This window comes from Nostoc sp. DSM 114167, assembly GCF_052692655.1.
Genome location: NZ_CP195116.1, coordinates 223,827 through 250,427, shown reverse-complemented (window position 1 = coordinate 250,427; position 26,601 = coordinate 223,827). Strand labels below are relative to the sequence as shown.

General features: G+C 41.2%; 19 protein-coding genes and 3 pseudogenes. 14 read left to right on the top strand and 8 right to left on the bottom strand.

All coding sequences use genetic code 11. The annotated features are described in order from the left end of the window. Window positions 1-111 precede the first annotated feature (111 nt). The 4 genes from NSTC731_RS01030 (at window position 112) to NSTC731_RS01015 (ending at window position 4,145) form a co-directional block, all read left to right on the top strand. Window positions 112-1,386: an IS1/IS1595 family N-terminal zinc-binding domain-containing protein gene (locus NSTC731_RS01030; RefSeq protein WP_445629228.1), complete on the top strand. Its 1,275-nt coding sequence runs from the start codon at window positions 112-114 to the stop codon at window positions 1,384-1,386. Between the two features lie 81 nt (window positions 1,387-1,467). Further along, a complete protein-coding gene (locus NSTC731_RS01025; RefSeq protein ID WP_445629227.1) occupies window positions 1,468-2,172 on the top strand; it encodes an SDR family oxidoreductase in 705 nt (234 codons plus the stop codon). Between the two features lie 106 nt (window positions 2,173-2,278). Beyond that, window positions 2,279-3,334 carry a 4-hydroxyphenylpyruvate dioxygenase gene (gene hppD / locus NSTC731_RS01020; protein ID WP_445629226.1) on the top strand — a complete coding sequence of 352 codons (1,056 nt, stop codon included), beginning with the start codon at window positions 2,279-2,281 and terminating at the stop codon, window positions 3,332-3,334. 118 nt (window positions 3,335-3,452) lie between these two features. Further along, the gene (locus tag NSTC731_RS01015) at window positions 3,453-4,145 is read left to right on the top strand and encodes an HAD family hydrolase (protein ID WP_445629225.1); all 693 of its coding nucleotides are present in this window, start codon (window positions 3,453-3,455) and stop codon (window positions 4,143-4,145) included. A gap of 153 nt (window positions 4,146-4,298) precedes the next feature. Here NSTC731_RS01015 and NSTC731_RS01010 read toward each other — a convergent pair whose 3' ends face one another. Beyond that, window positions 4,299-4,925 (bottom strand): CPP1-like family protein, encoded by a 627-nt coding sequence (locus NSTC731_RS01010; RefSeq protein ID WP_445629224.1) that lies wholly within the window; start codon window positions 4,923-4,925, stop codon window positions 4,299-4,301. Window positions 4,926-5,575: 650 nt separating this feature from the next. On the opposite strand from NSTC731_RS01010, the gene NSTC731_RS01005 reads away from it, so the two are divergent. Further along, window positions 5,576-6,295 carry a response regulator transcription factor gene (locus tag NSTC731_RS01005; protein ID WP_445629223.1) on the top strand — a complete coding sequence of 240 codons (720 nt, stop codon included), beginning with the start codon at window positions 5,576-5,578 and terminating at the stop codon, window positions 6,293-6,295. Window positions 6,296-6,947: 652 nt separating this feature from the next. On the opposite strand, the pseudogene NSTC731_RS01000 reads toward NSTC731_RS01005, so the two are convergent. Then, window positions 6,948-7,139 (bottom strand): annotated as a pseudogene (locus NSTC731_RS01000) (DUF2811 domain-containing protein); the annotation flags it as partial. Window positions 7,140-7,625: 486 nt separating this feature from the next. Here NSTC731_RS01000 and NSTC731_RS00995 point away from each other — a divergent pair. Next, complete coding sequence (locus NSTC731_RS00995; protein ID WP_445629222.1) at window positions 7,626-8,885, top strand: MDR family MFS transporter; 1,260 nt, start codon at window positions 7,626-7,628, stop codon at window positions 8,883-8,885. A gap of 18 nt (window positions 8,886-8,903) precedes the next feature. Here NSTC731_RS00995 and hisE read toward each other — a convergent pair. Further along, window positions 8,904-9,122: pseudogene (gene hisE / locus NSTC731_RS00990) on the bottom strand (phosphoribosyl-ATP diphosphatase); the annotation flags it as partial. Window positions 9,123-9,299: 177 nt separating this feature from the next. Between hisE and NSTC731_RS00985 the strand changes: the two are divergent. After that, entirely contained in the window at window positions 9,300-9,878 is a 579-nt protein-coding gene (locus NSTC731_RS00985; protein ID WP_445629221.1) for a pentapeptide repeat-containing protein, read from the top strand. A gap of 64 nt (window positions 9,879-9,942) precedes the next feature. Here NSTC731_RS00985 and hisIE read toward each other — a convergent pair whose 3' ends face one another. Beyond that, on the bottom strand, window positions 9,943-10,593 hold the full coding sequence (gene hisIE / locus NSTC731_RS00980; protein ID WP_445629220.1) for a bifunctional phosphoribosyl-AMP cyclohydrolase/phosphoribosyl-ATP diphosphatase HisIE: 651 nt from the start codon (window positions 10,591-10,593) through the stop codon (window positions 9,943-9,945). Between the two features lie 229 nt (window positions 10,594-10,822). On the opposite strand from hisIE, the gene hemL reads away from it, so the two are divergent. Both hemL and NSTC731_RS00970 read left to right on the top strand, forming a co-directional pair. Further along, window positions 10,823-12,121, top strand: a complete 1,299-nt coding sequence (gene hemL, locus NSTC731_RS00975) for a glutamate-1-semialdehyde 2,1-aminomutase (RefSeq protein ID WP_445629219.1) — start codon at window positions 10,823-10,825, stop codon at window positions 12,119-12,121. Window positions 12,122-12,843: 722 nt separating this feature from the next. Further along, complete coding sequence (locus NSTC731_RS00970) at window positions 12,844-13,764, top strand: polysaccharide deacetylase family protein (protein ID WP_445629218.1); 921 nt, start codon at window positions 12,844-12,846, stop codon at window positions 13,762-13,764. Between the two features lie 76 nt (window positions 13,765-13,840). Here NSTC731_RS00970 and NSTC731_RS00965 read toward each other — a convergent pair whose 3' ends face one another. Then, on the bottom strand, window positions 13,841-14,677 hold the full coding sequence (locus NSTC731_RS00965; protein WP_445629217.1) for a fasciclin domain-containing protein: 837 nt from the start codon (window positions 14,675-14,677) through the stop codon (window positions 13,841-13,843). A gap of 856 nt (window positions 14,678-15,533) precedes the next feature. Between NSTC731_RS00965 and NSTC731_RS00960 the strand changes: the two genes are divergently transcribed. The 3 genes from NSTC731_RS00960 (at window position 15,534) to NSTC731_RS00950 (ending at window position 20,078) form a co-directional block, all read left to right on the top strand. After that, window positions 15,534-16,328: a glutathione S-transferase family protein gene (locus NSTC731_RS00960; RefSeq protein WP_445629216.1), complete on the top strand. Its 795-nt coding sequence runs from the start codon at window positions 15,534-15,536 to the stop codon at window positions 16,326-16,328. Between the two features lie 224 nt (window positions 16,329-16,552). Beyond that, window positions 16,553-18,283: an ATP-binding protein gene (locus tag NSTC731_RS00955; RefSeq protein WP_322693142.1), complete on the top strand. Its 1,731-nt coding sequence runs from the start codon at window positions 16,553-16,555 to the stop codon at window positions 18,281-18,283. A gap of 811 nt (window positions 18,284-19,094) precedes the next feature. Then, entirely contained in the window at window positions 19,095-20,078 is a 984-nt protein-coding gene (locus tag NSTC731_RS00950; RefSeq protein ID WP_445629215.1) for an RNA polymerase sigma factor, RpoD/SigA family, read from the top strand. Between the two features lie 230 nt (window positions 20,079-20,308). Here NSTC731_RS00950 and NSTC731_RS00945 read toward each other — a convergent pair whose 3' ends face one another. Further along, window positions 20,309-20,755 carry a hypothetical protein gene (locus NSTC731_RS00945; protein ID WP_445629214.1) on the bottom strand — a complete coding sequence of 149 codons (447 nt, stop codon included), beginning with the start codon at window positions 20,753-20,755 and terminating at the stop codon, window positions 20,309-20,311. Between the two features lie 307 nt (window positions 20,756-21,062). Between NSTC731_RS00945 and NSTC731_RS00940 the strand changes: the two genes are divergently transcribed. Both NSTC731_RS00940 and NSTC731_RS00935 read left to right on the top strand, forming a co-directional pair. After that, window positions 21,063-22,694, top strand: coding sequence for an NB-ARC domain-containing protein (locus NSTC731_RS00940; protein WP_445629213.1), 1,632 nt, complete (start codon window positions 21,063-21,065; stop codon window positions 22,692-22,694). 230 nt (window positions 22,695-22,924) lie between these two features. Next, window positions 22,925-23,824 (top strand): annotated as a pseudogene (locus NSTC731_RS00935) (IS982 family transposase). 74 nt (window positions 23,825-23,898) lie between these two features. On the opposite strand, the gene NSTC731_RS00930 reads toward NSTC731_RS00935, so the two are convergent. Both NSTC731_RS00930 and NSTC731_RS00925 read right to left on the bottom strand, forming a co-directional pair. Continuing rightward, complete coding sequence (locus tag NSTC731_RS00930; protein ID WP_445629212.1) at window positions 23,899-26,106, bottom strand: CHASE2 domain-containing protein; 2,208 nt, start codon at window positions 26,104-26,106, stop codon at window positions 23,899-23,901. Window positions 26,107-26,297: 191 nt separating this feature from the next. After that, window positions 26,298-26,582, bottom strand: a complete 285-nt coding sequence (locus NSTC731_RS00925; RefSeq protein ID WP_445629211.1) for a hypothetical protein — start codon at window positions 26,580-26,582, stop codon at window positions 26,298-26,300. Window positions 26,583-26,601: the final 19 nt, after the last annotated feature.

Sequence of the window (26,601 nt, the reverse complement as noted above, 5' to 3'; positions counted from 1 at the left end):
CGCTTGTTTTAAGTTTTTCTGGTGTTAGGCAATGCAATCTCATATTGACAGTATTTTTTTATACTATATATTTAAAGACAAGTATTTGCTCTAGACCACCTAAATCATAAAATGAAATGTCCCCGGTGCGAATCTACTTCATATCGTAAAAATGGTCGTCGGAATGACAAGCAGAATTACCTCTGCAAAAATTGTGGTAAACAATTCCTAGAACCTGCATTCTCTCGTTCCTTAGAAACTGACTTGCTTGCTAACAGCAACGGACATACTAAAGTATATACGGCTGAAACGACGGAACTTTCTTTATTAAAAAACCTGCCCGAAGAAAAAATCACAGAGAAAAGCCTTAGCTCTTTTAGTTTGACATTAGCTGAACAACTGCTGCAAACGATATTATCGCCTGATTGGTTAGAATCTGTTGCTTTCAGCCAATTTATTCAAAAAATTCAACAAATAGCTCAAATAAAACATCAATTAGAAACAGGAATATCACTTCTACTTTTGGATGCAGAGAACTTAAAATTAGATGTTAATTCAGAATTATTTTTAGCTAGTGTCTGCAACTATCCTCTTCAATTTAAAATGGCATTTGCTAACTGGAGAAATCCAAGTATTGGAAAACAAGATATTGAACTATATAACCGTGGCTATCAACTTGTCCATGTGCCAGAAGGTAAGGATAGTGCTGATGCAAAAATGATCGCTTTCGGGGCTTGTATTGTACGCTCTTATCCAACAGTTAAAGAAATATTAGTCTGTTCTAACGATGGAATTTTAATTCACCTTTGCAACGAACTCCAAAACCAAGGATTAATTGTCTATTGGGTACGTAGACAAGGGCAAACTTTATATATAGAAAACCGCAATACTGGCAAAGTAACTCATTATTCTTTAGCAATGGCAACAGAAGTTCCATCTTTGGAAAAAGTGGTTGAGCAAATTCAAGATTTAATTAAAAATGAACAAGAATCAATCAATACTCGATTACACAGTTTAACAACTATTGCAAGTTTATTTCAAGAAAGATCCAATATCAATAATAAATCTAATCATAAGCAACCAGAAATTGAAGAAATTACCCCTATTATAGATAATTCATCTGTACAATCTATTCAAGAAGATTCTGCAAAAATTCCTAATGAAAAAACATTAGATAAATTACTATTAAAAATTATTCAAGATATACAAATAAAGTCTCCCCAAACTAAATTATCTGTGTCCAAATTAGGCTCAGAGTTACGTAAAATAACCGGAGAATCTCCTAATGCAATTATTAAAAAATTAAAGTTAGGTTCCAATTTTACCAAATATTTAGAATCATCTCCTACATTTACATTAAAGGCTAGTGGCAAGGAATATGAAGTAATGCCGCTACTCTTTGAATAGATACTTTCTGGATGTTTACATACAACTTGAGCCTGTAATTCTGTATTATGTAAAAAGATGTAAATAAATGTAAAGAATACAATGCAGGATAAAGTTGTTGTTATTGTTGGTGCTACTGGTGGTATTGGTTCAGCTTTAACACAAAAACTTGCGCCTACCAAAGTCCGGTTGGTACTGGCTGCGAGAGATACAGTTCGTTTAACCACATTGGCTGCTGATTTACCAGGACAAGTTTTGACTGTTCCCACCGATATTACTGACCCCCAACAGGTAGATACTTTGATAGAAAAGACCATTGCCGAGTTTGGTCAAATTGATATTTTAGTGAATGCAGCTGGTGCTGGTATACTCAAGCCCTACAACAGCCTGGAACCCGCTGATTTAGACAAGATGTTAGATGTCAACTTAAAAGGTAGCTTTTACACCACTCAGGCGGCTGCTGAAGAGATGCAAAAGCGCAAGTCTGGTCACATCTGTAATGTAGTAGGAATTCTGGGTAAGCATTCGATGGGGATGGCAGCGGCTTATTCGGCTTCTAAGTTTGGTGTTGTCGGTTTTAGCAAGTGCATAGCAGAGGAACTCAAGCGTTTTGGTGTCAAGTTCACGTTATTCTACTTTGGTGGGGTAGATTCTCCTTTTTGGGATAATGTCAACCTAAAAGTAGACCGAAAAAAAATGCTTAGTCCTGAAACTGCTGCCAATGCGATTTTCTTTGCCCTTTCTGCCGAACCGCAAGCTGTGCCAATGGAAATTAACATTCAACCTGATAGTCATTTGTTCTTTTAGAGTGGGAGTACGCTTACATAATTCTTGCTTAGGAAAGACGTGAAAATCTAGCAGAAAAGGCAAAATTTACAGATATATAAACTGTTATGCTGGATTTTCAATATCTATGAAAATTGATCGCGTTCATTTCTATGTAGAAGACGCCAAAATGTGGCGGGATTGGTTTGTACGCCATCTTGGTTTTCAAGCAGTAACCGATCGCATCAGTTCATTTCACACTTGTACACAAGTGGTGAAAAGTGGTGATGTCTGCTTTTTTCTATCTTCACCCCTGTTGCCTACAAGTCCAGTAGCTGAATTTCTGCGTCAATATCCACCTGGTGTGGCAGATGTCGCTTTTGCTGTCGAAGATGTTGAAGGCGCGATCGCCCTAGCTCAAAAACACGGTGCGACAATCCTACAACCCATTCAGGAACGCCAGATAGGTACGGCATCCCTCAAGTGTGGCAAAATTGCCGCCTGGGGTGGACTGACTCATACATTGATAGAAAGGTCATCGGTTTTTGAGAAAGGACAAATGACTAATGACAACACTTTTACCGCCATAGATCACATAGTGTTAAACGTGGCAGTTGGTGAATTGGATCGTGCTGTGGCTTGGTACGAAAAAATTCTAGATTTTCAACCCCAGCAGGCATTTAAAATTAAAACCAATCGCTCTGCTTTACACAGCCAGGTGATGGTTTCGCGCAACGGTAGCGTCCAATTGCCAATTAATGAGCCAGCTACCAGCAATTCTCAAATTCAGGAATTTCTAGATGTCAATCGGGGGCCAGGAATTCAACATATTGCCTTGCGGACGACTAATCTTGTGAGTGCGATCGCTAAATTTCGTGCCAGTGGTTTATCTTTACTCTCGGTTCCCCAAACTTATTACTCGCAGCTAAAACAGCGACCAGGAATCACGCTATCACCTCTAGAACTAGAAGCGATCGCCCAACAAGAAATTCTAGTAGACTGGCAAGAATATACTCCTTTAGAGGGAGGAAATACCGCGCCTTTATTACTACAAATTTTTACCCAGCCAATATTTGAACAGCCGACATTTTTCTTTGAGTTTATTGAACGTCGTTACCAAGCTCAAGGTTTTGGCGAAGGTAACTTTCGCGCCTTATTTGAAGCCATTGAAAGCGAACAAATCAAACGCGGTACGCTGCAATGAGGTCATTGTTGATACTTTCTTAAAAAAGTTTACAAAAAAACCTTTAGCTAGACTTAATACCCTCAAAAAATAGCCATACATCTGAGATAAACTTAATAAAAATTAACTTTTACCGCCGATGCTAAGACTTATTACTGACTTCGACGGCCCAATTATTGATGTTTCCGAACGGTACTACCGTGTTTATCAATTCTGCTTAGATAAAACCCGTCGCCCAGATCAAGTAGTGCAAGAACTTCCGAAAGCGGAATTTTGGCAGTTAAAGCGATCGCGTGTTCCTGAAAAACAAATCGCCTTAAATTCTGGGTTAGACGAAGCTCAAGCTCAAGAATTCGCTCAGTTGCGACGGCAAACTGTGCATACAGAACCTTACTTTCACTATGACACTCTCGCGCCTGGTGCTGTGGATGCACTGTTAAAAATTCAACAAGCTGGAATTGATTTGGCAGTTATGACCATGCGCCGAGTTAGAGAACTAGATTATGCTTTCAAAAAACATGATTTAGGCAAATTTTTCCCGGAAAATCGTTGTTATTGTCTGAGTAACGACTACGTAAAGACTCGTGATATTGAAGATAAGCCCTTGTTAATGGCTAGGGCATTAAAAGAACTGCCCCCGGCTGCTGATACTTGGATGGTAGGCGATACGGAAGCCGACATCACCGCTGCGAAAAATTATGGAGTTAAGGTGATGGCTGTGGAATCTGGAATTCGCGATCGCACCCAATTAGAACTTTACCACCCCGACTTAATTGTTCAGGATTTTAGCGCTGCTGTAGATTTAGTTTTAAAAGCTAAACACCTTGTCTAAAAGGCTCTGTACCTGCAATATAATTCAATTAATCAGCATTCGGGTTGCAAATTAAAATAGGAGTCAGAATACCTATTCTGACTCCTGACTTTTTATTTTAGAAGAACATACATAAACCATGTCTTCTTTATAGAAACCTGCTTAGGCAGTGGTTTAACGTAGAAAACTACTAACTAACCACAACAATATAAACGTCACTACAGTAGAGAACTGATTCGTTTCCAGATTGATAAATGATATTTGTGGTAAGAGCCAGCTAGCAATTAGTCCGCCAACGATTAGGCCAATTATTAAACTGACCAGGGTGAACAAAACTGCTCGGCCAAATTTACCTTCCTTGCGATTAAGAAAGTAAATACTAGCGCCCACACCAACCACCAATGCTAACTGCAAAACCCGATCGCCTCCCTCTGGATAGAACAGGCTAATAGAACTCAAACCGAGAAACCAAGCTCCTGGTAAGAGTATATCCGCAGGCGTTGGCTGATCCAGCATCCGTTGCAGCCATGCGGGTGACTGTTCGCGAGGGGTTGGACTTTCTTTAGGAGGCAATTGCACTCGCAACTCTGGAAACCGTATCCGCTCAGGGACTTTGATTTTACCTTCCTGGCGCATCCGTAAGCGATCCATTAAAATCGCATCGTAAGCCGCCTCAATCACTTCTAAATGCTTGGCATCGCCATTATGTTGCTCGAATAGGCGATTACGAGCATCCTGAATTTCATCGAAGCTAGCCTCTTCTGATACCCCAAGTTTTTCGTAGGGATTTTGATCGCTCATGGGAGTTTGTTACTTCAGCCTCAATCAGCGGCAGTCTTTTATCGAATAAAAAACAATTTTAGGTTTTATTTCGATCGAAACTAAAGTCTCGACCTATTTATATGCCCTACCAGGATAGTAGCACGGGTTAGTTTGATCGACTTTGTAATTTCAACTATAGTCACTTTAACATATCGCTATAACTCCGTGTATACCCTCATGTCGTTGTCTAATTCTGGCTCTAATCTAGAATTTGAACGGAGAGTACCTAAAACTCATGGTTTTTATGAAAAAATCAACTTTAATGTTTCAAATCTGGCAACTTACTGTGCCCTAAAAGAGTTTTTTTTTAATTATACTGAATAATCGCTTGTGGTATATATCCACATATCGATTTAAAATTGAAACGTTTTAAGTTACCAGTTAACTGGGATCGAGAAGGTGTCTTGCTATCAAGAACGGTTGCAGTTCAAGTCAGAGCGCTTATATACTGTTGGCTAACAGAAGTTTCGCCTTCTCCTTGCCCACAATCCCGATTAGAGTATTTATTTTCAAATAATCGGGATTGTTATACCGTAGCCATGTAGATTCTTAGTTAGTCCTAAAATGGCAACTGCGTTTTTACGCAACTCTCTTGTTAATCTTACGAATTTTTGTGCAAAGTAATGGTCATGGCTCCTGCCAAGATTCTTGTAGTTGACGACGACCCTGCGGTTCGGAATTTAATCCAACGCTTTTTGATTAAACAGAACTATCAGGTGGAGGCTGCCGAAGATGGAAAGACAGCCTTAACTCTATTTGAGCAATTTAACCCTGATTTGGTGATTCTAGATGTGAATCTACCAGATGTCACAGGGTTTAACCTCTGCCAAGAGATGCAAAGTCGTAATGGTGTTTTTGTTTTGATGTTGACTAGCCGTGCTGACGAAGCTGATAAAATTCGCGGCTTTGCTAAAGGTGCTGACGACTATCTCACCAAGCCTTTTGGACTAGGAGAGCTAGAAGTCAGAGTCGGAGCTATTTTGAGGCGTCAGCGAGTGATAACTACAGCCGAGCAGAAACGCTTGGTATTTGAAAAACTTATGATCGATCCAGTGCGACGGGAGGTAGCACTTAATAACCAACCAGTACCTTTAACTGCTCTGGAATTTGACTTGTTGCATTTTTTAGCTAGTCATCCAGGCCGAGTTTGGCGGCGGGCAGAACTAATCCAAGAGGTGTGGGATTATGAATATGTCGGCGACCAGCGGGTTGTAGATGTTCATATCGGCCAAATTCGCAAGAAGATTGAAATTGATGCTAGTCAGCCAGCATTAATTCAAACTGTACGTGGCGTAGGCTATAAGTTTGAATCTGCTGTTCACCCCCAGCAGTTGGAAGGCAAGTCCTGAGTTTATAGTCTAGAGTTTTTTAACTCTTGACTGTTGACTCTTGGGAGAGCCATTAGGGAATTTTCTTAGTTTTAGTAAAAGACAAATTTAGACAATCAAAATAAGTAGATATTCCTCAAATACACGCCAAACAGTTATTTGAGATATTTATTTATCTATTTCAAATAGTAGACAGGGGAGAGAGTCCACTGGAAAATATTTTTTGGTATGTAACCGTTTTGATATATATAACGGTGCTGAGATTGGAGTTCATCGGGTACATAGCTGTGCATTGGTAGTCAAATGAAGCTAAAGTCCCCTTAAAAGACCCGTTTCTAGCCTCTGTCTGGAAATGCTGCCGTAAGTCAGGGAAGCGGCAGCCTCAAAATAGACATTTCCAGTTGGAGACTGAGAACAAAGGTAAATTCCACTCTATTACCAACTACTTTTGGCAATAAAAGAAACTATTAGAACTTTTTTATGGATCGGAATCTACCGATCTTTTTTATTGTAATATTGCCGATCGCTATCAGCTGAAAATCCCATGAATGGGGCACGGTATGCCGTGCCTCATTAATAAATAGGGGAATAACGCCCTTTATACCAGTAGCTATGGGGTGTCTAGTAAATTAGCTGTTGCTGGTGAGTCAGTACAGGGCATTTCTACTGTGGAGTGATGGAACAAAGTTTCCAGATAAACTCGAGCAGCACGGCGATCGCTATCTCCATTTTGGAGTAAAAACAATGATAGTGCCGCCGTCAGTACTCTGTTTTCATCCCAATCGGGATGGGTTTCTAAGTAATTTTTTAAGGATTCGTGGAGTGTTTCAGGAATTTCTGTAAAGATGCTAACCGTTGATTTCATGAGATTTTCCTCCTATGAGGATAATCAAGAGGGACAAGTTGCTTGCGGTAAAGCGGTTTAAGGCTTTACACGCTCTTTCGTTATCCCGACAATCTGCACTTACATCTAGTAGTAATATATTTTACACGTTTGATGCCAGCGGTTGAACAGAATTATAAAAGCAAGCCGCATCATTGTGCGCCAAAAGGGGGTGGGTTTGTCAATGCTGCGAAATGTTAAAAACGATGGTATAAAAAATAAATGCGAACGACAGAATAGGCGTTTAAGGCAATTTTTTGTTACTTTACTTCATAAAAACTCAGTCCTTAAACTTCTTTGCTACTTATAATCAACAATCCCCAGTAAGACAGCAAGAAGCCTATTAGCTCGTATAGCACCTGTGGAAAACTGCTAAAATCCCTGTGGAAACCCTGTGGAATGAATGAGGAAAATAGTAACCAATGATAAGAATTACAAAAATGTCATCAAATTATGACATTTAAAATTATGAAATTAGCTTCTCAATCTCAGTTATCATCGTGGTTGCCTTCGATACATCCCCAGGTTTGGATTTTCGCAATTGGGAGATTTCTCTCGGAAGTTGGTACCGGCTTTACCCTGTTTTACGCCCCCATCTTTTTTGTCAATCAACTTGGTTTATCTGCAACCAGTGTTGGGGTAGCCTTGGGTAGCGCCTCGATTTCCGGCATCGTAGGGCGGATTGCGGGTGGTTCTTTGGCTGATTCTGAATATTGGGGACGCCGCCGCACTTTGTTGCTAGCGACGGCGATTTCAGCAATTGCTTCTTTAGTTTTAGCTGCAACCAATAATTTCACTTCTTTGGTAATCGGTAGCTTGATTAGCGGTTTAGGGATAGGTTTCTATTGGCCATCGGCTGAAGCTGTGGTTGCTGACGCTAGCCAAATTGACAATCGACGGGAAACTTTTGCGATCGCCAGACTAGCTGATAATCTGGGGTTAGCGATCGGAATTGTGCTGGCTGGGTTTTTAATCGCGATAATTGGGAATTATCGCTGGCTATTTGTGATTGATGCCATCTCTTTTATGGCATTTTTTGGAGTTGTCTATGTAGGAATTAATCAAACGGAACAACAGCAAATAGAGGAACCTGAAAAGACAGAACTTTTTGCTGCTTGGATGGCAGTATTAAGAGATTGGCGTTTCCTGGTCTACATAGTAGTTAATATATTTTTTACAATCTATATTTCTCAAATCCACAGCACCCTACCGCTTTACTTCAAAAATTTTGTTTTTGTAGAAAGTACTACCGAAGGATTTGCTCAAACTACGATTAGCGGATTATTTGCTTGGCATCTGTTGTTCGCAATTATTTGTCAGTTGCCTGTCACCAGCATCTTAAAACGCTGCTCTCACACACTCGCGCTGACTGTTTCCGCCATTCTCTGGGCAATTGGTTTCGGACTGATTTGGGTAAGCGGTACAGCCCCATCTCATCATCTGGTTTGGGTAATATTGGCATTGGGAGTATTTGCTATGGCGATTGTCTCTTACACGCCATCTGCTGCCTCTTTAGTAACTGAGTTAGCCCCAGAAAATCAACGCGGCGTTTATTTCTCCATCAACGCTTTGTGCTGGGCTGTTGGTTCTTTTATTGGTCATCCCTTGGGTGGATGGGCATTAGACCAACCGCAAATTATTACTAATACTTACTGGCTAGGCTTCATTTTGAGTGTAGCGATCGCTGCGGCAATTTTACAGTATCTCAATCGAATTTTGGCTGATTAAGGCGATCTGTTTTTTGCTCTATTGCCGACGTTCTTGGAGCTTGCGATATACCGATTTTAAATCCACTTGATGGTAAGCTAGGGCAACCAAAGTATGATATAGCAAATCAGCCACTTCACCTGCGATCGCATCTGCTTTATCATCCTTAAAAGCCATTACCACCTCAGCCGTTTCCTCAGCAATCTTTTTCAAAATTTTGTTATCACCACCTGCGAATAACTTAGAGGGGGTCGAAGAGGTTTAGTAAGTTATCTTTAATAGGTGTTAATTAAATAGATAGACAAAAATATTTACAGTCATTGCGAGCGAAGCGAAGCAATCTCAGCCCTTGGGATTGCTTCATTCCGCTTCGCTCCATTCGCAATGACATTGTGTAATTAATTCTGTCCGACTACTTAATGCCGAGGTGTATAGATGAGAATAACTGCTGAGGAGTTGTTGCAACAATATGCTGCTGGGGAAAGAGATTTTACTGGGGTTGATTTGAGTGGGGCTGACTTGAGTAGTATCAATCTTAGTGGAGTTAACTTGAGTTTTGCTAATTTGAGTGATGCTAATCTCATCGGTTCCAATTTGAGTTGTGCTAACTTGTTTAGAATCAGGTTGGATAATGCGGAATTGGTTAGTGCTAACTTCGCTGGGGCTGATTTGAGAAGAGCCAAGTTGGAAAGTGTTTACGTAAGAGGAAGTGCTAACTTCGCTGGGACTGACTTTAGAGATGCCTCCCTGACTGTTCTTTTTGAAAGCGTTAATCTGACGGGGGCTGACCTCAGTGGTGCTGATTTGTATAGGTCTTGCCTGGAAGACACTATCTTGAGGGATGCTAACCTGACTGGTGCCGATTTGACTAACGTTTATTTCGAGAACGCTGACTTTACTAATGCCAACCTGTTGAATGCTGATGCCGCTCATTGCACCTTTGACTGTGTTATTCTCCATAACACCACTATGCCAGACGGCAGTATTATTACTGATAACCGTTGGAGTGGATAAGGAATAAAAACTATTCAGCAAAGATTTTTCACAAATCCACGGTAGGATGAATTATTTTTTTGATCTATTGCCGACGTTCTTGGAGCTTGCGATATACCGATTTTAAATCTACTTGATGGTGAGCTAAGGCAACCAAAGTATGATATAGCAAATCAGCCACCTCACCTGCGATCGCATCTGCTTCATCATCCTTAAAAGCCATTACTACCTCCGCAGTTTCTTCACCAATCTTTTTCAAAATTTTGTTATCGCCACCTGCAAATAGTTTACAAGTGTAAGAACTTTCGGTAGGATTATCGCGGCGATCGCATATTATTTGAAACAATTGCGACAGTGTATCTCCTGGTGGTGCAGCAATTTTCCCTTCTATTTGGTGAAAACAACTACGTTCTCCAGTATGGCAGGCAACATCTCCTAATTGTTCTACCCCAATCAGGAGCGCATCACTATCACAGTCATAACGGATACTCTGCACTTTTTGGATATGCCCAGAAGTCGCCCCCTTGTGCCACAATTCTTGCCGAGAACGGCTCCAAAACCAAGTTTCTTCAGTTTCTAAAGTCTTTTGTAACGACTCCTGATTCATCCACGCCATCATCAGGACAGTACCATCTAGATAGTCTTGAACAATTGCAGGCACTAGACCCCGTTCATCGTAGCGAATTTTCTCAACCGGGATAGTGTAATGCAGCGATCGCGAATCGTTAGAAGACATACCAGCTAGTTTGCTCTCATGAGAATAATTTATGGATTCACGATACCATTCAAAATAGGACAGCCGATATGTTTTTTTGAATTAAATATCTAAAGTCAAGTCTTCATTGGACTTGCATAACATAATGTTATTTTTTTGGTTCCGCTAATTTTATAGGATAGAAATTCTAAGCAGTGTTTAACCCTATCCTAAGATAGAGCGTTTTATTGCCCACTGTTAGGAGAGAACTTTGGTAAATACCACAATTAAAACAACAAAATCACAAGAAGTCTTCGCCGCTGCTCAAAATCTCATGCCCGGAGGAGTCAGTTCTCCAGTTCGTGCTTTTAAATCTGTGGGCGGACAACCCATCGTTTTCGATCGTGTCAAAGGCGCGTATATTTGGGATGTAGATGGCAATAAATACATAGACTATGTAGGTACTTGGGGCCCAGCTATTTGCGGTCATGCTCATCCAGAAGTCATTGCAGCGTTGCATGAAGCTTTAGAAAAAGGCACCAGTTTCGGCGCTCCCTCAGTCCTAGAAAATGTTTTGGCAGAAATGGTCATCGATGCCGTTCCTAGCATCGAAATGGTCAGATTTGTTAATTCTGGAACTGAAGCCTGTATGGGAGTTTTGCGGCTGATGCGGGCTTTCACCAACCGAGACAAAATCATCAAATTTGAAGGTTGCTACCACGGACACGCCGATACGTTTCTAGTGAAAGCGGGTTCTGGTGTCGCCACACTTGGCTTGCCAGACTCACCGGGAGTTCCTAAAGCAGCAACTAGCAGCACTCTAACTGCACCTTTCAATGACCTAGAAGCAGTCAAAGCTTTATTTGAAGAAAACCGCGACGAGATTGCCGGTGTCATTCTTGAGCCAGTCGTCGGCAATGCTGGATTTATCGCACCTGATGCTGGCTTCCTAGAAGGTTTACGGGAACTAACTCACGAGTATGGAGCGTTGTTGGTATTTGACGAAGTGATGACAGGCTTCCGCATTGCTTACGGTGGCGCTCAGGAAAAATTTGGCGTCACTCCCGATTTAACAACCTTGGGTAAGGTGATTGGTGGTGGTTTGCCAGTAGGGGCTTATGGTGGTCGCCGAGATATTATGTCAATGGTTGCGCCTGCTGGGCCCGTATATCAAGCTGGAACTCTATCTGGTAATCCCTTGGCGATGACTGCTGGTATTAAAACTTTAGAATTGCTGCAAAAGCCAGGTACTTACGAGTCTCTTGAGCGAATTACTAAAAAACTAGCAGATGGTTTGCTGCAAATTGCTAAAGAAACTGGTCATGCAGCTTGCGGCGGTCAAATCAGCGCCATGTTCGGCTTATTCTTTACCGCTGGCCCAGTTCATAACTATGAAGATGCGAAAAAGTCTGATACAACCAAATTCGGACGCTTCCATCGTGGAATGTTAGAGCGTGGTGTTTACTTAGCACCCTCTCAATTTGAAGCTGGGTTTACATCTTTTGCTCACACAGAAGAAGACATCGAGCAGACTTTAACTGTTGCACGGGATGTAATGTCTAGTCTGTAACCTTTTAAGGATAAGGGATTTCCAAAAAAAGTGTTCTGTTAACTCTTGTGGGGTAGGCATCTTGCCCCACAAATGGATGATTTATCGGAAGTCCCTTTTTTTTTGAGACAGAAACAAGCGTGCGGAGTTTTCGGACTCACTTTAAAAGCATTATTTGCAGAATTTTCAGCAATTAATAGTGTTCAATCCTCTGACGCTGCTGGGGAGCGAAGAAATTTTTTAACAGATTTGCTCTCTACCATCATTACTCAAGAAAGGTCACATCTTCGTCATCATTTCGCAATGGCTTCGTCAATGGAATATGCAATATTTAGCCTACATTAAGATTCATAGTTAATGAGGCAGGATTAATAAATTATAGGGGGTTCAGTCCCTTGCAACTAAGAAATGTCAAGTTTTGTGGCTCTTGTCTGAATCTCCGTTGCAAAACTTAACTTAATTACAAATTATTTTACTTGCCTTTTACAGTTCTCGAAATTCCCTTATACCCCATAGATTACAAAAATTAATACGTAAGAAAGTTCTCACCTTTATGGTGAGAGTTTTGCTTATAGATATTAGATTATCCATCGGGTAAGCTATTTTTTCAGAGTCAGGGTTGGAGCTAACTTTAAAAAATAGACCAGTCATAACTGTAGCTCGTATGGCAGGGCTTACAGAGTAGAAAAAGCTGCCATAAGTATCGTGAAAAAAAGATGGTTCGACCTTGAAGGAGCTATGAAGTGGACGACAATAAGTCATTTTTTGGTCTGCAAAAAATATTAGTTACGTTGCTTGTCTTGAGTGGGAGTGTGAGTGTCAGCACGATGATGCTTATTAAGTCAAGCTCCTCTAATGCTCAAAGTACAGAGAATATAAATGCAAACAATCAACCAAGCAAAGTTGGAATTGAGCAGCAGATTGAAGAACTAAAAGCGACGATGCTTAGAAGTTGGCAGCAACAAGTACAAACAAAAGGTTTTTCATATACTGTGCCACAGCGTTTTCAAGGAGCAATAGTTGATGCGGCAAAATTGACTCCCGAACAGAAAGTAATTGCGCTCACCTTTGATGATGGGCCATGGCCTCAAAGTACCGGGCAAGTACTAGATATTCTCAAAAAAAATCAGATTAAGGGGACATTTTTTCTGATTGGGCAAAACGTGAAGAATTATCCAGGCTTAGTAAAGCGGGAAATTGCTGAGGGTCACGTAATTGGTAATCACACTTGGCATCATTGGTATCAATTCTTAAATCCACAAGCAGCTGCCTATGAAATTGACCACACAGCAGACTTGATTTATCAAGTGACAGGGATTAAAACAAATTTATTTCGACCACCAGGGGGAATCATGCACAATGGGGTGGCTAGTTACGCTAGAAATAGCAAATATGCCATCATTCGCTGGTCGTCTGACTCTGTAGACTACTCACGTCCTGCTGTACCAAAATTAATTAATAATGTGTTTAGGAGGGCCAAGCCAGGTGGAATTGTGCTAATGCATGATGGTGGTGGTAATCGCTCTAAAACTGTGCAAGCTTTACCAGAAATTATTGCCAACTTTCGGAAACAGGGCTATAGGTTTGTTACTATTCCTGAACTTTTAGAAATGCAAGATCGAGATCAAAAGCTGACAGCAAACAAAAAAACCGTCCAAAACTAACATCTGAACGGAATTTTAACGTATTAATATTTTATGCCAATCTAGTAATGTTACCAGTTGTGCTGATACCTTACAACTACAAGTCAGGAGGTAAAATCACCTGATCGATTGCGTGGATTACACCGTTACTACCTGTGATATCTGCCTGTGTTACTTTAGCATCATTAACAGTTACACCGGTAGCAGGATCGACTTTAACGTTGATTGCGCCACCTTCGAGGCTTTTAACTTCACCAGACTTTAAATCAGTAGACAATACCTTACCAGCAACCACATGGTAAGTTAAAATCTTGAGCAATACTTCTTTGTTATCTGGCTTTAATAATTCTTGCAAAGCATCTGCTGGTAACTTAGCAAAAGCTGCATCTGTGGGTGCAAAAATAGTTAAGTTATCTTTGCCTTGCAGAGTTGCGCTTAATCCTGCTGCTTTTAAAGCCTTGGTCAACGTGGTAAAGGAAGCGTTTGACTCTGCCAAGGCTAACAAGTTTTTGCCTTGATTGCTACTTGCCCCTGGTTTTGGTGGAGTTGTGGTCGGTGTCTCAGTGGGTGGAGTACCTGGAGTGACGGGTGTAGGTTCACTAGGTGTAACACTAGGTGTAACACTACCACCACCACGGTTATAGGGAGGCTCGTTGAAAATACTTGGTCTGGGATTTACCGTTCCACCACTTTTCTGTGCTACTGGTTTGCGTTTGGTATTGCCCTTTTCGATTTGGGAAACGGCTTCAGTCGGTGCGTATTGAGTGTTTGCTTGAAGCCGTTGACCTTGGTTATAAGGAGCTTCGTTGAAAATACTGGGGTTAGGATTTAGTACCTCTTTCGCATCAGATGGTAAAGTAATGAGGACGCTGAAACTAGTAAATCCTGCTATGCCTGCCAACGCGGTCAGAAATTTGCTGTAATTTGTCTTCATAAATTTTGTTTTTTTTGTCCACACATTACATAAAGATTTATAACATTTTGCTATGCACAAAATCTAACTCAAGAGGGAAGTAAGGTTTTTCTCTAGAAGAGTTTGTGCTAGTGAGGTTAAATATTTAACCCCGATTCACGCCGATCGGGATGAAATATATCTACCATATATTTCATGTAAATTGAGCAAATTTTCTCCATCACACCAAAATTTAAAAATCCCACTCGGTGTAAAGTAAATTCTCAGAAAGTGTGAAAATCTCACCTCTACAAGTTATGAGTTACGATGAGCTTCGAGAAAGATTATACTTAAAAGACAATTTATATACATACCTGTACGTAAATCAATAGTTGATTCATAAATCCTGAATTACATAGAGAAGAAAACTATATTTCAGAATCAACCATTGATTATTCAGCAAAAGCACAGAAATTACTTTCCGAAATCTTTTAACGTAGGCTAACGCTGACGAAGATTGCAGTAACTGTTGAAGACCGACGAATGAGGGGTTATGTCTATTTATATATAGGAATCCGCTTTGATTTGGAGAAATTAGTTGCGTTGGGAGGGGATAAAGAACAGGGGAGAAGGAATAAAAGTGTACTAAGTTTTTTTCACGCAATCAAATACGAGTCATATATATGCTGAATTAAATTACTTAGTTATTTGATATTTTAATCAATCAGAAAACAATATTTTTTTGAATCGATAATTTTATTTTGCCAAAAATCAGGCATCGGTTAAACCTTAATGTCAATTAAATAGACAGTTAACCAACTAATACCAATAAAAATTACTAAAACTAAAGATACAATTGTAAAGTTAATAAGTTGACCAGTTACAAGAGATAGAACACATGCTGGAATTATACCAATGGGAACTCTCTCAATACTCAGAGAAAGTGCGCCTAATTCTAGATTTTAAAGGACTAGATTACCGCAAAATAGAGGTTACGCCTGGGATTGGACAAGTGGAACTGTTCCGGCTGACTGGTCAAAGACAAGTGCCTGTATTAAAGGATCGTCATAAATATATTGCGGATTCTACGGAAATAGCTAAGTATTTAGACTTAGAGTATCCCGATCGCCCCATAATACCGCAAGATCCTAAACAACGGGGTTTAACTTTATTAATAGAAGAATGGGCGGATGAGTCCATAGGCATCAAAGGTCGCAAAGCACTATTTGCAGCCGTAAGTCAAGATCAAAATTTCCGTAAGTCTTTATTACCCACGTCAACACCAGATATATTTAAAAGTCTGGTTCAAGGAGTACCTAGTGACTTACTGACAGTGTTGGGTTTTGGCGTAGGTTACAGCCCAGATGTGATACAGTCAGCGATCGCATCTTTAAAACAAGACTTAGAAGCCTTAACGTTATTATTGGCAGATAGTCCTTATTTAACAGGAGATGAGCCGACTTTAGCTGACTTAGCCGTGGCTGGCTTATCGATATTGCTCAAGTTCCCCTCTGGTCCCTATCTGGATTTACCAGCTTCTATCAGAGGTAAAGGATTGCCAATCTTTGCCGAGAATATAGATTATGAACCATTCTTTACCTGGCGCGATCGCCTTTATGCCCAATTCCGCAAACCGTTAATTAGTACCACTCCATCAACAGGAAGTGCGCCAACCTCGATTCAGATTGATTAGATAATAGGGCATAGGGAATTGGGCATGGGGCATAGGGGATGGAAAAGAAAAACAAATGACCAATACTTCGACTACGCGGTAGTTGAGCGCAGTCGAAACTCAGTACAAGTGACCAATGACCAATACTTCTCTACGAGAGGCTGCGCCAACGACTACGCTCAGTACAAGTGACAAATGACAAATACTTCGACTACGCTCAGTACAAGTGACAAATGACTAATCAGATGAATTCGGCACAACCATTAGGTTCGGTCATTCAAGGTTCTCTAACTGAAGGTTTAGAAGTCCGATTGCATCCTGACATTTCTGTAGAAGATATGCGGGTGGGTAAATTTCTTGTTGTGCAAGGGATGCGATCGCGTTTTTTTTGTATGCTGACAGATGTAGCATTGGGAGCTGCTAATGCCCGAATTATTGCTAATCCCCCTAATTGGGAAGACACTTTTTTACGAGATGTTTTAGCTGGAAGTGGTACTTACGGTACTATCAACCTCGCGCCGATGTTGATGTTTACTCCCGAAACTGAAGAATCTTTCTCCCCAACAAATGGCAAATCGGCCAATCCTTTCCTCCCATCGGTGACTGGTTTAGCTTCATTTGTGCCACAAACCAGCACGACGATAGAATTGTTGCCGGTAAAAACTATTCCTAGCCACTTTAGCCAAGTTTACGATGCAAGTGTTGACGATTTTCGCCGAGTATTTGGTTGGGAAGATGACCCCCAAAGGCGCAACTTTTCCATCGGTAAACCTTTGGATATGGATGTGCCCGTTTGTATCGATTTGAATCGCTTCGTGGAACGGAGTAATGGAGTTTTTGGGAAATCTGGTACTGGTAAATCTTTTCTAACTCGGCTACTTTTAGCTGGCGTTATCCGAAAAAATGCGGCAGTTAACTTGATTTTTGATATGCACTCTGAGTATGGCTGGGAAGCCGTTGCAGAAGGTAAAAATGTCAATACTGTTAAAGGCTTAAAGCAACTTTTTCCTAGTAAGGTAGAAGTTTATACCCTCGACCCGGAATCGACAAAGCGTCGGGGTGTGCGTGATGCCCAAGAACTTTATTTGAGTTACGAGCAAATTGAAGTTGAAGATATTAAATTATGTGGTCGAGATTTAGGACTTTCTGACGCAGCCTTGGATAATGCCAATATTTTGTTTAATGAGTTTGGCAAGTCTTGGATTGTCCAGCTGTTAAATATGACTGGTGAAGACATTAAGATGTTCTGTGAGGAAAAGCCGGGACACCCAGGTTCAATTAACTCTTTACAGCGCAAACTCCTACGCTTAGACAGCTTGAAGTATATGCGAGCAGTTTGCCCGCAGAATTACATTAGTAAAATTGTGCAATGCCTGGAATCTGGGAAGAATGTTGTGATAGAATTTGGTTCCCAGTCTAATATGCTCTCTTATATGTTGGTGACGAATATGATCACCCGCCGTATTCACGAGCATTACGTCAAGAAAGCAGATAAATTCCTGCAAAGCAAAAATCCTAGCGATCGCCCAACGCCACTGATGATTACCATTGAAGAGGCGCACCGCTTCCTTGACCCAGCTATTGTCCAAAGTACTATCTTTGGGACTATTGCCCGCGAGCTGCGGAAGTATTTTGTCACACTTTTGGTAGTCGATCAACGTCCATCAGGCATAGATAATGAAGTTATGTCCCAAATTGGGACTCGCATTACCGCTTTGCTGAATGATGAAAAAGACATTGAGGCGATTTTTACAGGTGTATCTGGCGGTAGCGGACTGCGATCGGTATTGGCAAAGCTAGACTCGAAACAACAAGCTTTAATATTGGGTCACGCCGTTCCTATGCCCGTAGTAGTCCGTACCCGTCCTTATGACGCAACTTTTTATGCCGAAATTGGTGAGCCAGCTTGGGAAGAAAAACCTGACGCAGAAGTATTCGCCGCTGCGGAACTAGCCAAAGCTGACCTGGGATTTTAGATTGTCTTTTGTCCTTTGTCCTTTGTCCTTTGTCACTTGTACTGAGCGAAGTCGTTGGCGCAGCCTCTCGTAGAGAAGTATTTGTCCTTTGTAAATGACCAATACTTCTCTACGAACGCTAACAGCGTGTCAAAGACAGAGATTACGCCAACGACTTACCTCGGCTTTGCTACCTCGACTTCGCTCGGCACAAGTCGGCACGAGCCGCTCAGTACAAGTGACCAATGACCAATACTTCGACTACGCTCAGTACAAATGACCAATGACCAATACTTCGACTACGCTCAGTACAAATGACCAATGACTAATGACAAATGACTAATTCGTAACATCCCTCCATTGTCACAGCAAATTAAGTTCGGTTATCCGGCTAGTTTTTGGCAACAGAAGAGGGGTTTTTGGCGTCACTATAGATATAGTCAATAATTTCAAGGAAATTTAAAATTTTTTTCTATAACGGCTGCTTTTGAATTATAATAATAGGTTTTATCTAAAGATAGTTTACTATTTGCCTGATTTGTCGTATTATAAGTTAAGTAAAACTCATACCGACTTCGGATTTACCGCTCGGTGTTAGTAACTGTCCAAGAGAATAATTCTCAAAAATAACCAGCGTGCTTATAAAAGATTGAAAATTTAGGGAAGGTAGGGGAACCTATCATTGGGGGCTTACCGTCTTAACAACGGCTGTATCTAATTAACTGATTGCTTTTGATAGCTCCCGATATTTCGTGATAGATGTACTACTTCTCCCCATCCATTTTAGTAATAAAACATACATTATCTTTACGAAGTAGAGGACATCGCACCAATGCCTACTGTCAATACCCAAACGGAAAACCTCAACACCAAATTCACGGCTGATATGGTGCGAACCTATCTGCGAGAAATTGGTCGTGTACCACTGCTAACCCGCGAACAAGAAATTGTCTTTGGGAAGCAAGTGCAACAAATGATGGCGCTGATCGACGCTAAGGAAGCTTTGGCGAAGAAGTTGCAACGCGAACCGGATATGTCAGAGTGGGCTGACTACGTTCAACAATCGGAAACCGAGGTGCAGCAAACAGTGGCACAAGGTAAGCGGGCAAAGCAAAAAATGATCGAAGCGAATTTGCGCTTGGTCGTAGCTATTGCTAAAAAGTATCAAAAGCGAAATATGGAGTTTCTGGATTTAATCCAAGAAGGAACACTAGGGTTAGAGCGGGGTGTGGAGAAATTTGATCCGATGAGGGGTTATAAGTTCTCGACTTACGCTTACTGGTGGATTCGCCAAGCAATTACTCGGGCGATCGCTCAACAAGGACGTACTATTCGCTTACCGATCCACATTACCGAGAAACTGAACAAAATCAAAAAAGTGCAGCGCGAGTTGGCTCAAAGCTTGGGGCGATCGCCGACTCCAGCCGAAATTGCCAAAGCATTAGAACTAGAACCTGCTCAGATTCGCGAGTACCTGAACATGGCTCGTCAACCAGTTTCTTTGGATGTGCGAGTTGGTGAGAACCAAGATACTGAGTTGCAAGAAATGCTCGAAGATGATGGCCCATCACCAGAGTATTACACCAACCAGGAATTCTTACGCCAAGACTTGAACAATCTGCTAGCAGAACTAACACCGCAACAGCGAGAAGTTGTAGCCCTGCGCTTTGGTTTAGAAGATGGTAATGAAATGTCATTGGCAAAAGTTGGTGAGAGATTAAATCTCAGCCGCGAACGCGTTCGTCAGTTAGAGCATCAAGCTTTGGCTCATCTGCGTCGCCGTCGTGCCAATGTCAAAGAATACGTTGCTAGCTAAAAATAGAGACGCAACATTTTGCGTCTCTACACCACCTTGGTAATGCGCCCCCTGAATTCAGGGGGCGATTTTTTTTGCAGAAAACCAGAAAAATGTGTGCTTGCTTCCCCGTAGGCGAATTTTTTATCAGTTTAAAGGTCAAAAGGCTTTGAATTTGAAATTCTCTGTCTTAGAACTATCCCTTAAAAGCTAATGACAGGAGCTAGCTTTTCTATCATTCGTCATATTGTTTACATAGAGCGGTAATTTCCAGTTACTCTACATTCAATCCGACCAGTCTCTCCTTGCCCATTTCCACCACGAGCATTGTAACCAACTACAACTTTCACAGGTATGCCAACTGTAACATTTGCTCCGACATCAGCAAGAAAAACGGAGCGCTCTTCGTACTCAAATCTAGAAATAGAGCAACCTGAGCCAGTTCCACGTTCGTCTAGTGTTTCAACTTTAACTGAATCAGGGATAATAGCCCAAGGTACATTAGGTGTTTCTGAAGGCTGGTCAGGCCATATAAACTCACCAGAGCATGATTTACGCCCACTTATAATACTTGTAGAGCCAGAAGTACACCCTCCCTCTTCACTAAAGGGTCTTTCTATTGATTCTGAAAAGGCGGGAGCAACGACCATAGTAGAAAGAGTAGAAAGAATAGAAAAAGCAAAAAAAAGTTTTTTCATAGTTCACCAAATTTTAATTAATTAACTCATCCTATCTAGCGGTGGAAAGCTGTCTTGTAGTATAGTTTTGATAATCATTTCCACTTGTGCCGAAATAGTAATCAGCCATATCTTTGCCCTCAGTAATATGGTTACATTCTTGATCGCTCTGATCTTAGATAGATACTAAAGGACTAGTATCAGGTTTGTCGGTCGGAAAAGGTCGGGAAAAGGTCGGGTTCTTTTTCGTAGATTTACGTAAACTTTTGACAAAAAATCAAGTTTATAGTGTGAATATTGTAGTGAGCCTGTATTACTACGGAGAGAAATGACGGTTGAAGAAGCGATCGCAATAGTTGAGCAATTATTGCAACGAGGATGCTTAACGAGAGCGCAAGAGATTGTATTTCGCTACGCTTGGGAAGGGAAAACTTATCTAGAAATGGCGCGAGCAGTCACTTATGACCCTGGTCACATCAAAGACGTTGGCTCGGAATTATGGCGATCGCTCTCTCAAGCTTTGGGCGAAAAAGTTACCAAAAATAACCTGCAAGGAGTCCTGAAGCGAACTGTACAGCGACAACAGGACATAAACACCTCCTCAACCTTGAATTTTCAACCCTTTACGAACTATACAAATTGGGGGGAAGCAATCGACGTTTCCCAGTTCTATGGACGTACTACAGAATTAGAAACCCTCAGCCAATGGATTGTAAGAGATCGCGCTCGTGTAGTCACACTATTAGGTATGGGTGGTATGGGCAAAACCGCGCTCTCTGTAAAGTTAGCAGAACAATTGCAGGGAGAATTTGAATATGTGATTTGGCGATCGCTCCGACACGCACCTTTTTTTCACGACAAGGTGATGGAATGCATCAAAATTCTTTCCGATCGACAAGTTACCACATTGCCTGCTTCCCCCTATGAGCAAATTACTTGTTTAATCGATTATCTCCGCAAATATCGATGCTTGCTGATTCTGGATAATTTCGACACATTATTGGAGCAAGGTAAAGGGACAGGCTGTTACCGTGAGGGCTATGAACCCTACGGCGAACTTCTGTGGCGATCAGGAGAAACTGGGCATCAAAGCTCTGTCCTGCTCACCAGCCGGGAAAAACCTCCTGAAGTCGCTGCCTTGGAAGGTGATGGTTTGCCAGTCCGTACCCTTGTTTTATCAGGATTAGAAGTCACAACCGGGCAAACAATTCTGAAACTCAAAGGGCTATCAGGCTCCGAGGACGAAACCCGCCAACTGGTTGAGTGTTACGGTGGTAATCCCCTAGCTTTGAAAATTGCCGCCACTTCCATTCGGGACTTGCATGAAGGTAACATCGCCTGCTTCTTTTCTGAAGGCACAACTGTATTTCAAGGCATTGGCAATCTTCTAGAACAACAATTCAAAAGACTCTCCACATCTGAGCAGCTAGTAATGTACTGGCTGGCAATTAATCGGGGCAAGCTTTCCTCGACAGAATTGCAAACAGCTCTTACACCAATATTGCCTAAGCCTAAGTTAATGTCAGTCCTCGAATCTTTACGCTGGCGTAGCTTGATAGAAAGCAATGCTGGAGGATTCACACAGCAACCTGTGGTGATGGAATATGTGACAAAGTGCTTGATTGAGCAAGTCTGCAAGGAAATCGTCACAGAATCACCGCAATATCTGCTGACTTATGCTTCGATGCAAGCCCAAGCAAAAGACTACATCCACGATAGTCAAATTCATCTGATTGTAAGACCTATCCTAAATCAACTACGAATAACCCTTGGCTCTGCCGATCGGCTTGAGGATAAACTTGACAGACTAGTTAGAAAGCTCCAAAATGAAAAACCCCATCCACAAGAGGACGAAGTTTTTAGGCATAGGGAATGGGGTAAGCAGATAAGAGAGCGCAGGAACAAGGCAGGCTCAAACAGTCAGAAGCAATCCCATACCATTCTGGCTTCGCCTAGATAAGAGAGCGCGGGAACAAGGTAGACTCAAACAGTGTTTGGGCAGTTGCGGTGAGTCCAGATTTTCAACAAACGTTGAGACAGGTAGTAACTTTAAAAACTTTAGGAGCGCTGGAAGTGAATTGATACAGCAAAATTCAGAATTCATAATTCAGGAGTATGTAACCTGAGTTCGGGATAAGGAAAAGGACAGGTAGTAAGCTGAAAATAACAACAAATCCAGCAACCTGTCCTATGTTTAGTTTAGATGCTTTGTTCTGTCATGTAGATGATTTCTGTAAAGCGTTTGAAGCTCAATGGCACAGAAAACTGTTAAATCATGGATGAATAAAACGTGTAAGAGCGAAAAGCTTGTGTTTAAGTGAAATAATGACAATTATCATCGCTTTTCATCAAAATCACTACCGGAATTTCAAACATTTTTATTTGAATCAGGTGAAACAGCAGTGGAGTTCTGCGTTTCCAGGTCTTCCTTCTTATCAACGATTTATTGAATGGATACCATCAACTTTAATACCTTTATGCGTCTATCTGAAGCATTGTTTCGGACAATATACGGGTATCGGCTTTATCGATTCAACCTGCTTGAAGGTATGTCATAATCGTCGGATTTCTCGGCATAAGGTATTTAAAGGTTTAGCCTCTCGTGGCAAGACTTCCGTGGATTGGTTTTTTGGTTTTAAGCTTCATATTGTTGTCAATGAGCTTGGTCAACTCTTAAATGTGACTCTTACTCCTGGTAATATTGATGACCGTAAACCCGTACCAGATTTACTGTGTAAGCTTTTTGGCAAAATATTTGGCGTTAGCGAAGCTTACCGAAGGTATCGCGGCTATGTTTCTGAAAAACTTGCTTCTCAGCTTTTGGAAGAGTTCGGAATCCAATTTTTCGCTAAACCCCGTCGCAATATGAAGAATAGGCTGATGCGTCTTCATGACAAACTTTTGTCCCGTAAACGCTCAATTATTGAAACGATTAATGATCAACTCAAAAACATTTCTCAGATTGAACATTCTCGACACCGAAGCCCCGTTAATTTTTGCGTTAACGTTCTTTGCGGATTAATCGCTTATTGTCATCAACCTAAGAAACCTAGCCTTCAACTGGAGTGGCTTTTACCTCCTTATCTTTAACCCGAACTCAGGTTATGTATCTCATTTTCGTTGAAATCTGCTGTATATATCCCAGTCCCTAATCCCCAACCAGTTCACTTAGTTGAAAAACGTTTTAAATCTTGTAAAACTGCGGTAGCTGATTGATAGCGATCGCTAAAATGATAGCAAACCATTTTATCTAAAATTGCCGCTAATTCTTCACTTACTTGCACGGTTTGTCGCCACATCACATTCCCCGTTTCTGGATCTGGGTGGAGTTCTTGCGGTGGTATCCCAGTTATAGCTTGAATAGCAATCATTCCTAAAGCATAAATGTCACTACATAAGCGGGGATGACCGGCAAATTGTTCTGGAGGTGCATAACCCCGCGTCCCAATGGCTACTGTGGCTAATTCTGTTTGCTCGCTACTCGGCGGTTGCATCAATTTCACAGCACCAAAGTCAATCAATACCAGTCGATTATTCTGAGCGCATCTAATAATATTAGTCGGTTTGAGATCCCGATGAATCACTCGATGTTGATGAACAAATTCTAGAACTTCTAAAACTTGTTTAAGCATTTCCATCACAAATGATTCGTTTTGCACATTTTGTACGGGTGGTAATTCTTCGCTTAGGGTATGCCCCTCAATATATTGTTGAATTAAATAAAATTCTTGATTATCTTCAAAATAAGCAAGTAGTTCAGGAATCTGATGATGTTTACCCAAAATTTCTAAAATTTCAGCTTCACTATGAAACAATCTGCGGGCGACTTGCAAAAATCGTGTATCTTGACGGGCTGGCATTAACTTTTTAACTACACAAGTAGGATTACCGGGTCGTTGAGTATCCTGTGCTAAATAAGTCCGACCAAATCCACCTGCACCAAGAGTTTGAGAGATTTTGTAGCGTCCACTCAAAAGCAAATCACCTGATTTTATTTCGGGTGAATCAACTGGAGGAAGAAAGTCAACAGACGAGTCGGGAATTGCTGTTTTATCTTCTAAGAGTATATTTAATTGGGCGATTGCTTCTTGTTGTTTTTCAACTTGCAGAACAATCACCTGAGTTTGCTGTTGATTTTGGTAGCTAGTATAAGCGATCGCACAGATACTACTAATCGCCAAAGCAAGGGCAGGAGGGATTAATGGCACCCATCCAGCTTGTAAAAACAAAGCAACGCAGATTAATACTAAGCCAAATAGAGTTATCCCTACCACCACTAGCAAAAGCAGCGGATTTTGCCACCGCAATACTAAAACACCACCTAATAGCGACCAGCCCCACACCCAAATAAGTTCTACCCAGTCGGGCCAATACCAAATCAAGGGCCGCCCATCCAAAACTGTACTGATGAGTTGACTTGCTATCTGTGCATGAATAAACAGAGCAGGCATTCTAGCTGGTTGATCTGGTAACGCGCTGTAGGGCGTATAAAAGCCACTTGGAGGGATATTAGCTGCTGTAGTGCCAATAATTACCAGACGGTCTTTGAATAAACTGGGGTTGACTCGATCGCTAAGAACATCTGTGAGGCTTACTTGGTCGGCGAGGCTATTGGGGTGACGGTAATTTAATAATATTTGATAGCCCTGTGTATCCAAATGTTGGTAGCCACCAGAATTAGGTTGTAAACGCACAAACAAGGTTTTACCTAAGATAAAATCTCCTTTTTTAGTGAAATCGTATTCAATACCTTGTTTTTCTAGATAATTAATTGCAATTAATGCACCAAATGCAAATGATGTTGTACATTTCTTGTCTGTAGAGTTGGCAAATAATAAAGTGCGGCGGAGACTTTGGTCGTTTTCATTGTCAGCGACCACATCGCTAAACCCAACATTATCTATATGGACATTTGGCGGCGGGGGAATTTCATCTCTACCCAAACTGCTGAACAAACAGGTAGTGACAATGTTATCTTGATTTTGGAAATTAGCCGCTAAATTCTTGTCTTCTGGTCGGAAAAGATATAAACCAACAATTCGCGGTTGATAAGACTCTATTTTCTTTAATAACTGATTGATTGTCCGATCTGATAGAGGCCATTTCTCGCGTTTGATATCTTTATCAGTAATTTTTACTAGTAAAATCCGCCGATCGGGTGCTTCTGATGGACGCGATCGCAACATCCAATCGTAAACTCTTAACTCCCAAGGCTGTAACCATTTGAGTTCCCGAACTCCCCAGATAAAGGCAGTAACTCCTATACTGGTAACAAAAATAATTTGCAGCCAACTTTTGCTCTTAGAAGTTTCACGGGAATCCTGAACTTTGACAAAAGGTACGCGGAGTTTTTCTAATAGTCCACTAATCACGGCGTTGAGGCGGTAGCCTGAATTGGATAGATGTTGTAAGTGCAGAAGTCAATTTTGGGAATCTAGGTTAAAAGCTAATTAACCTAAAGCTCCTATTAATGTAACAATTTACTTGTTAGTTAGAGACTTTGACGTATTCCTACTTTTAAAGCAAGCTTACGCCCAGCGTCAACCATAGAATCAGACAAGCCCTAATCATCTGTTTGAGATGTTTGAACATCTTCAACAGGATTGCTAATTGGGAAAGAAATCGGATTAGTAGATGGAGTTAGTGAATCTAACTGAGGTTGTTCAAGTGATGCTTCAATGCTGGAATCTGAAAAATAGGAGCCAACAATTTTATCATAGTTAGAAGCAACAGCTAAAAAAGCGCCACCCAAAATATAGATAGGTAATGGCAGATTAAATTCTTGCAACCAGTCAAACAGTTCTGCTAAGGCAAACAGCACCAAAAAGCAAGCAAGCCAAACCTTCATATTCTTATCCCCTGAATTG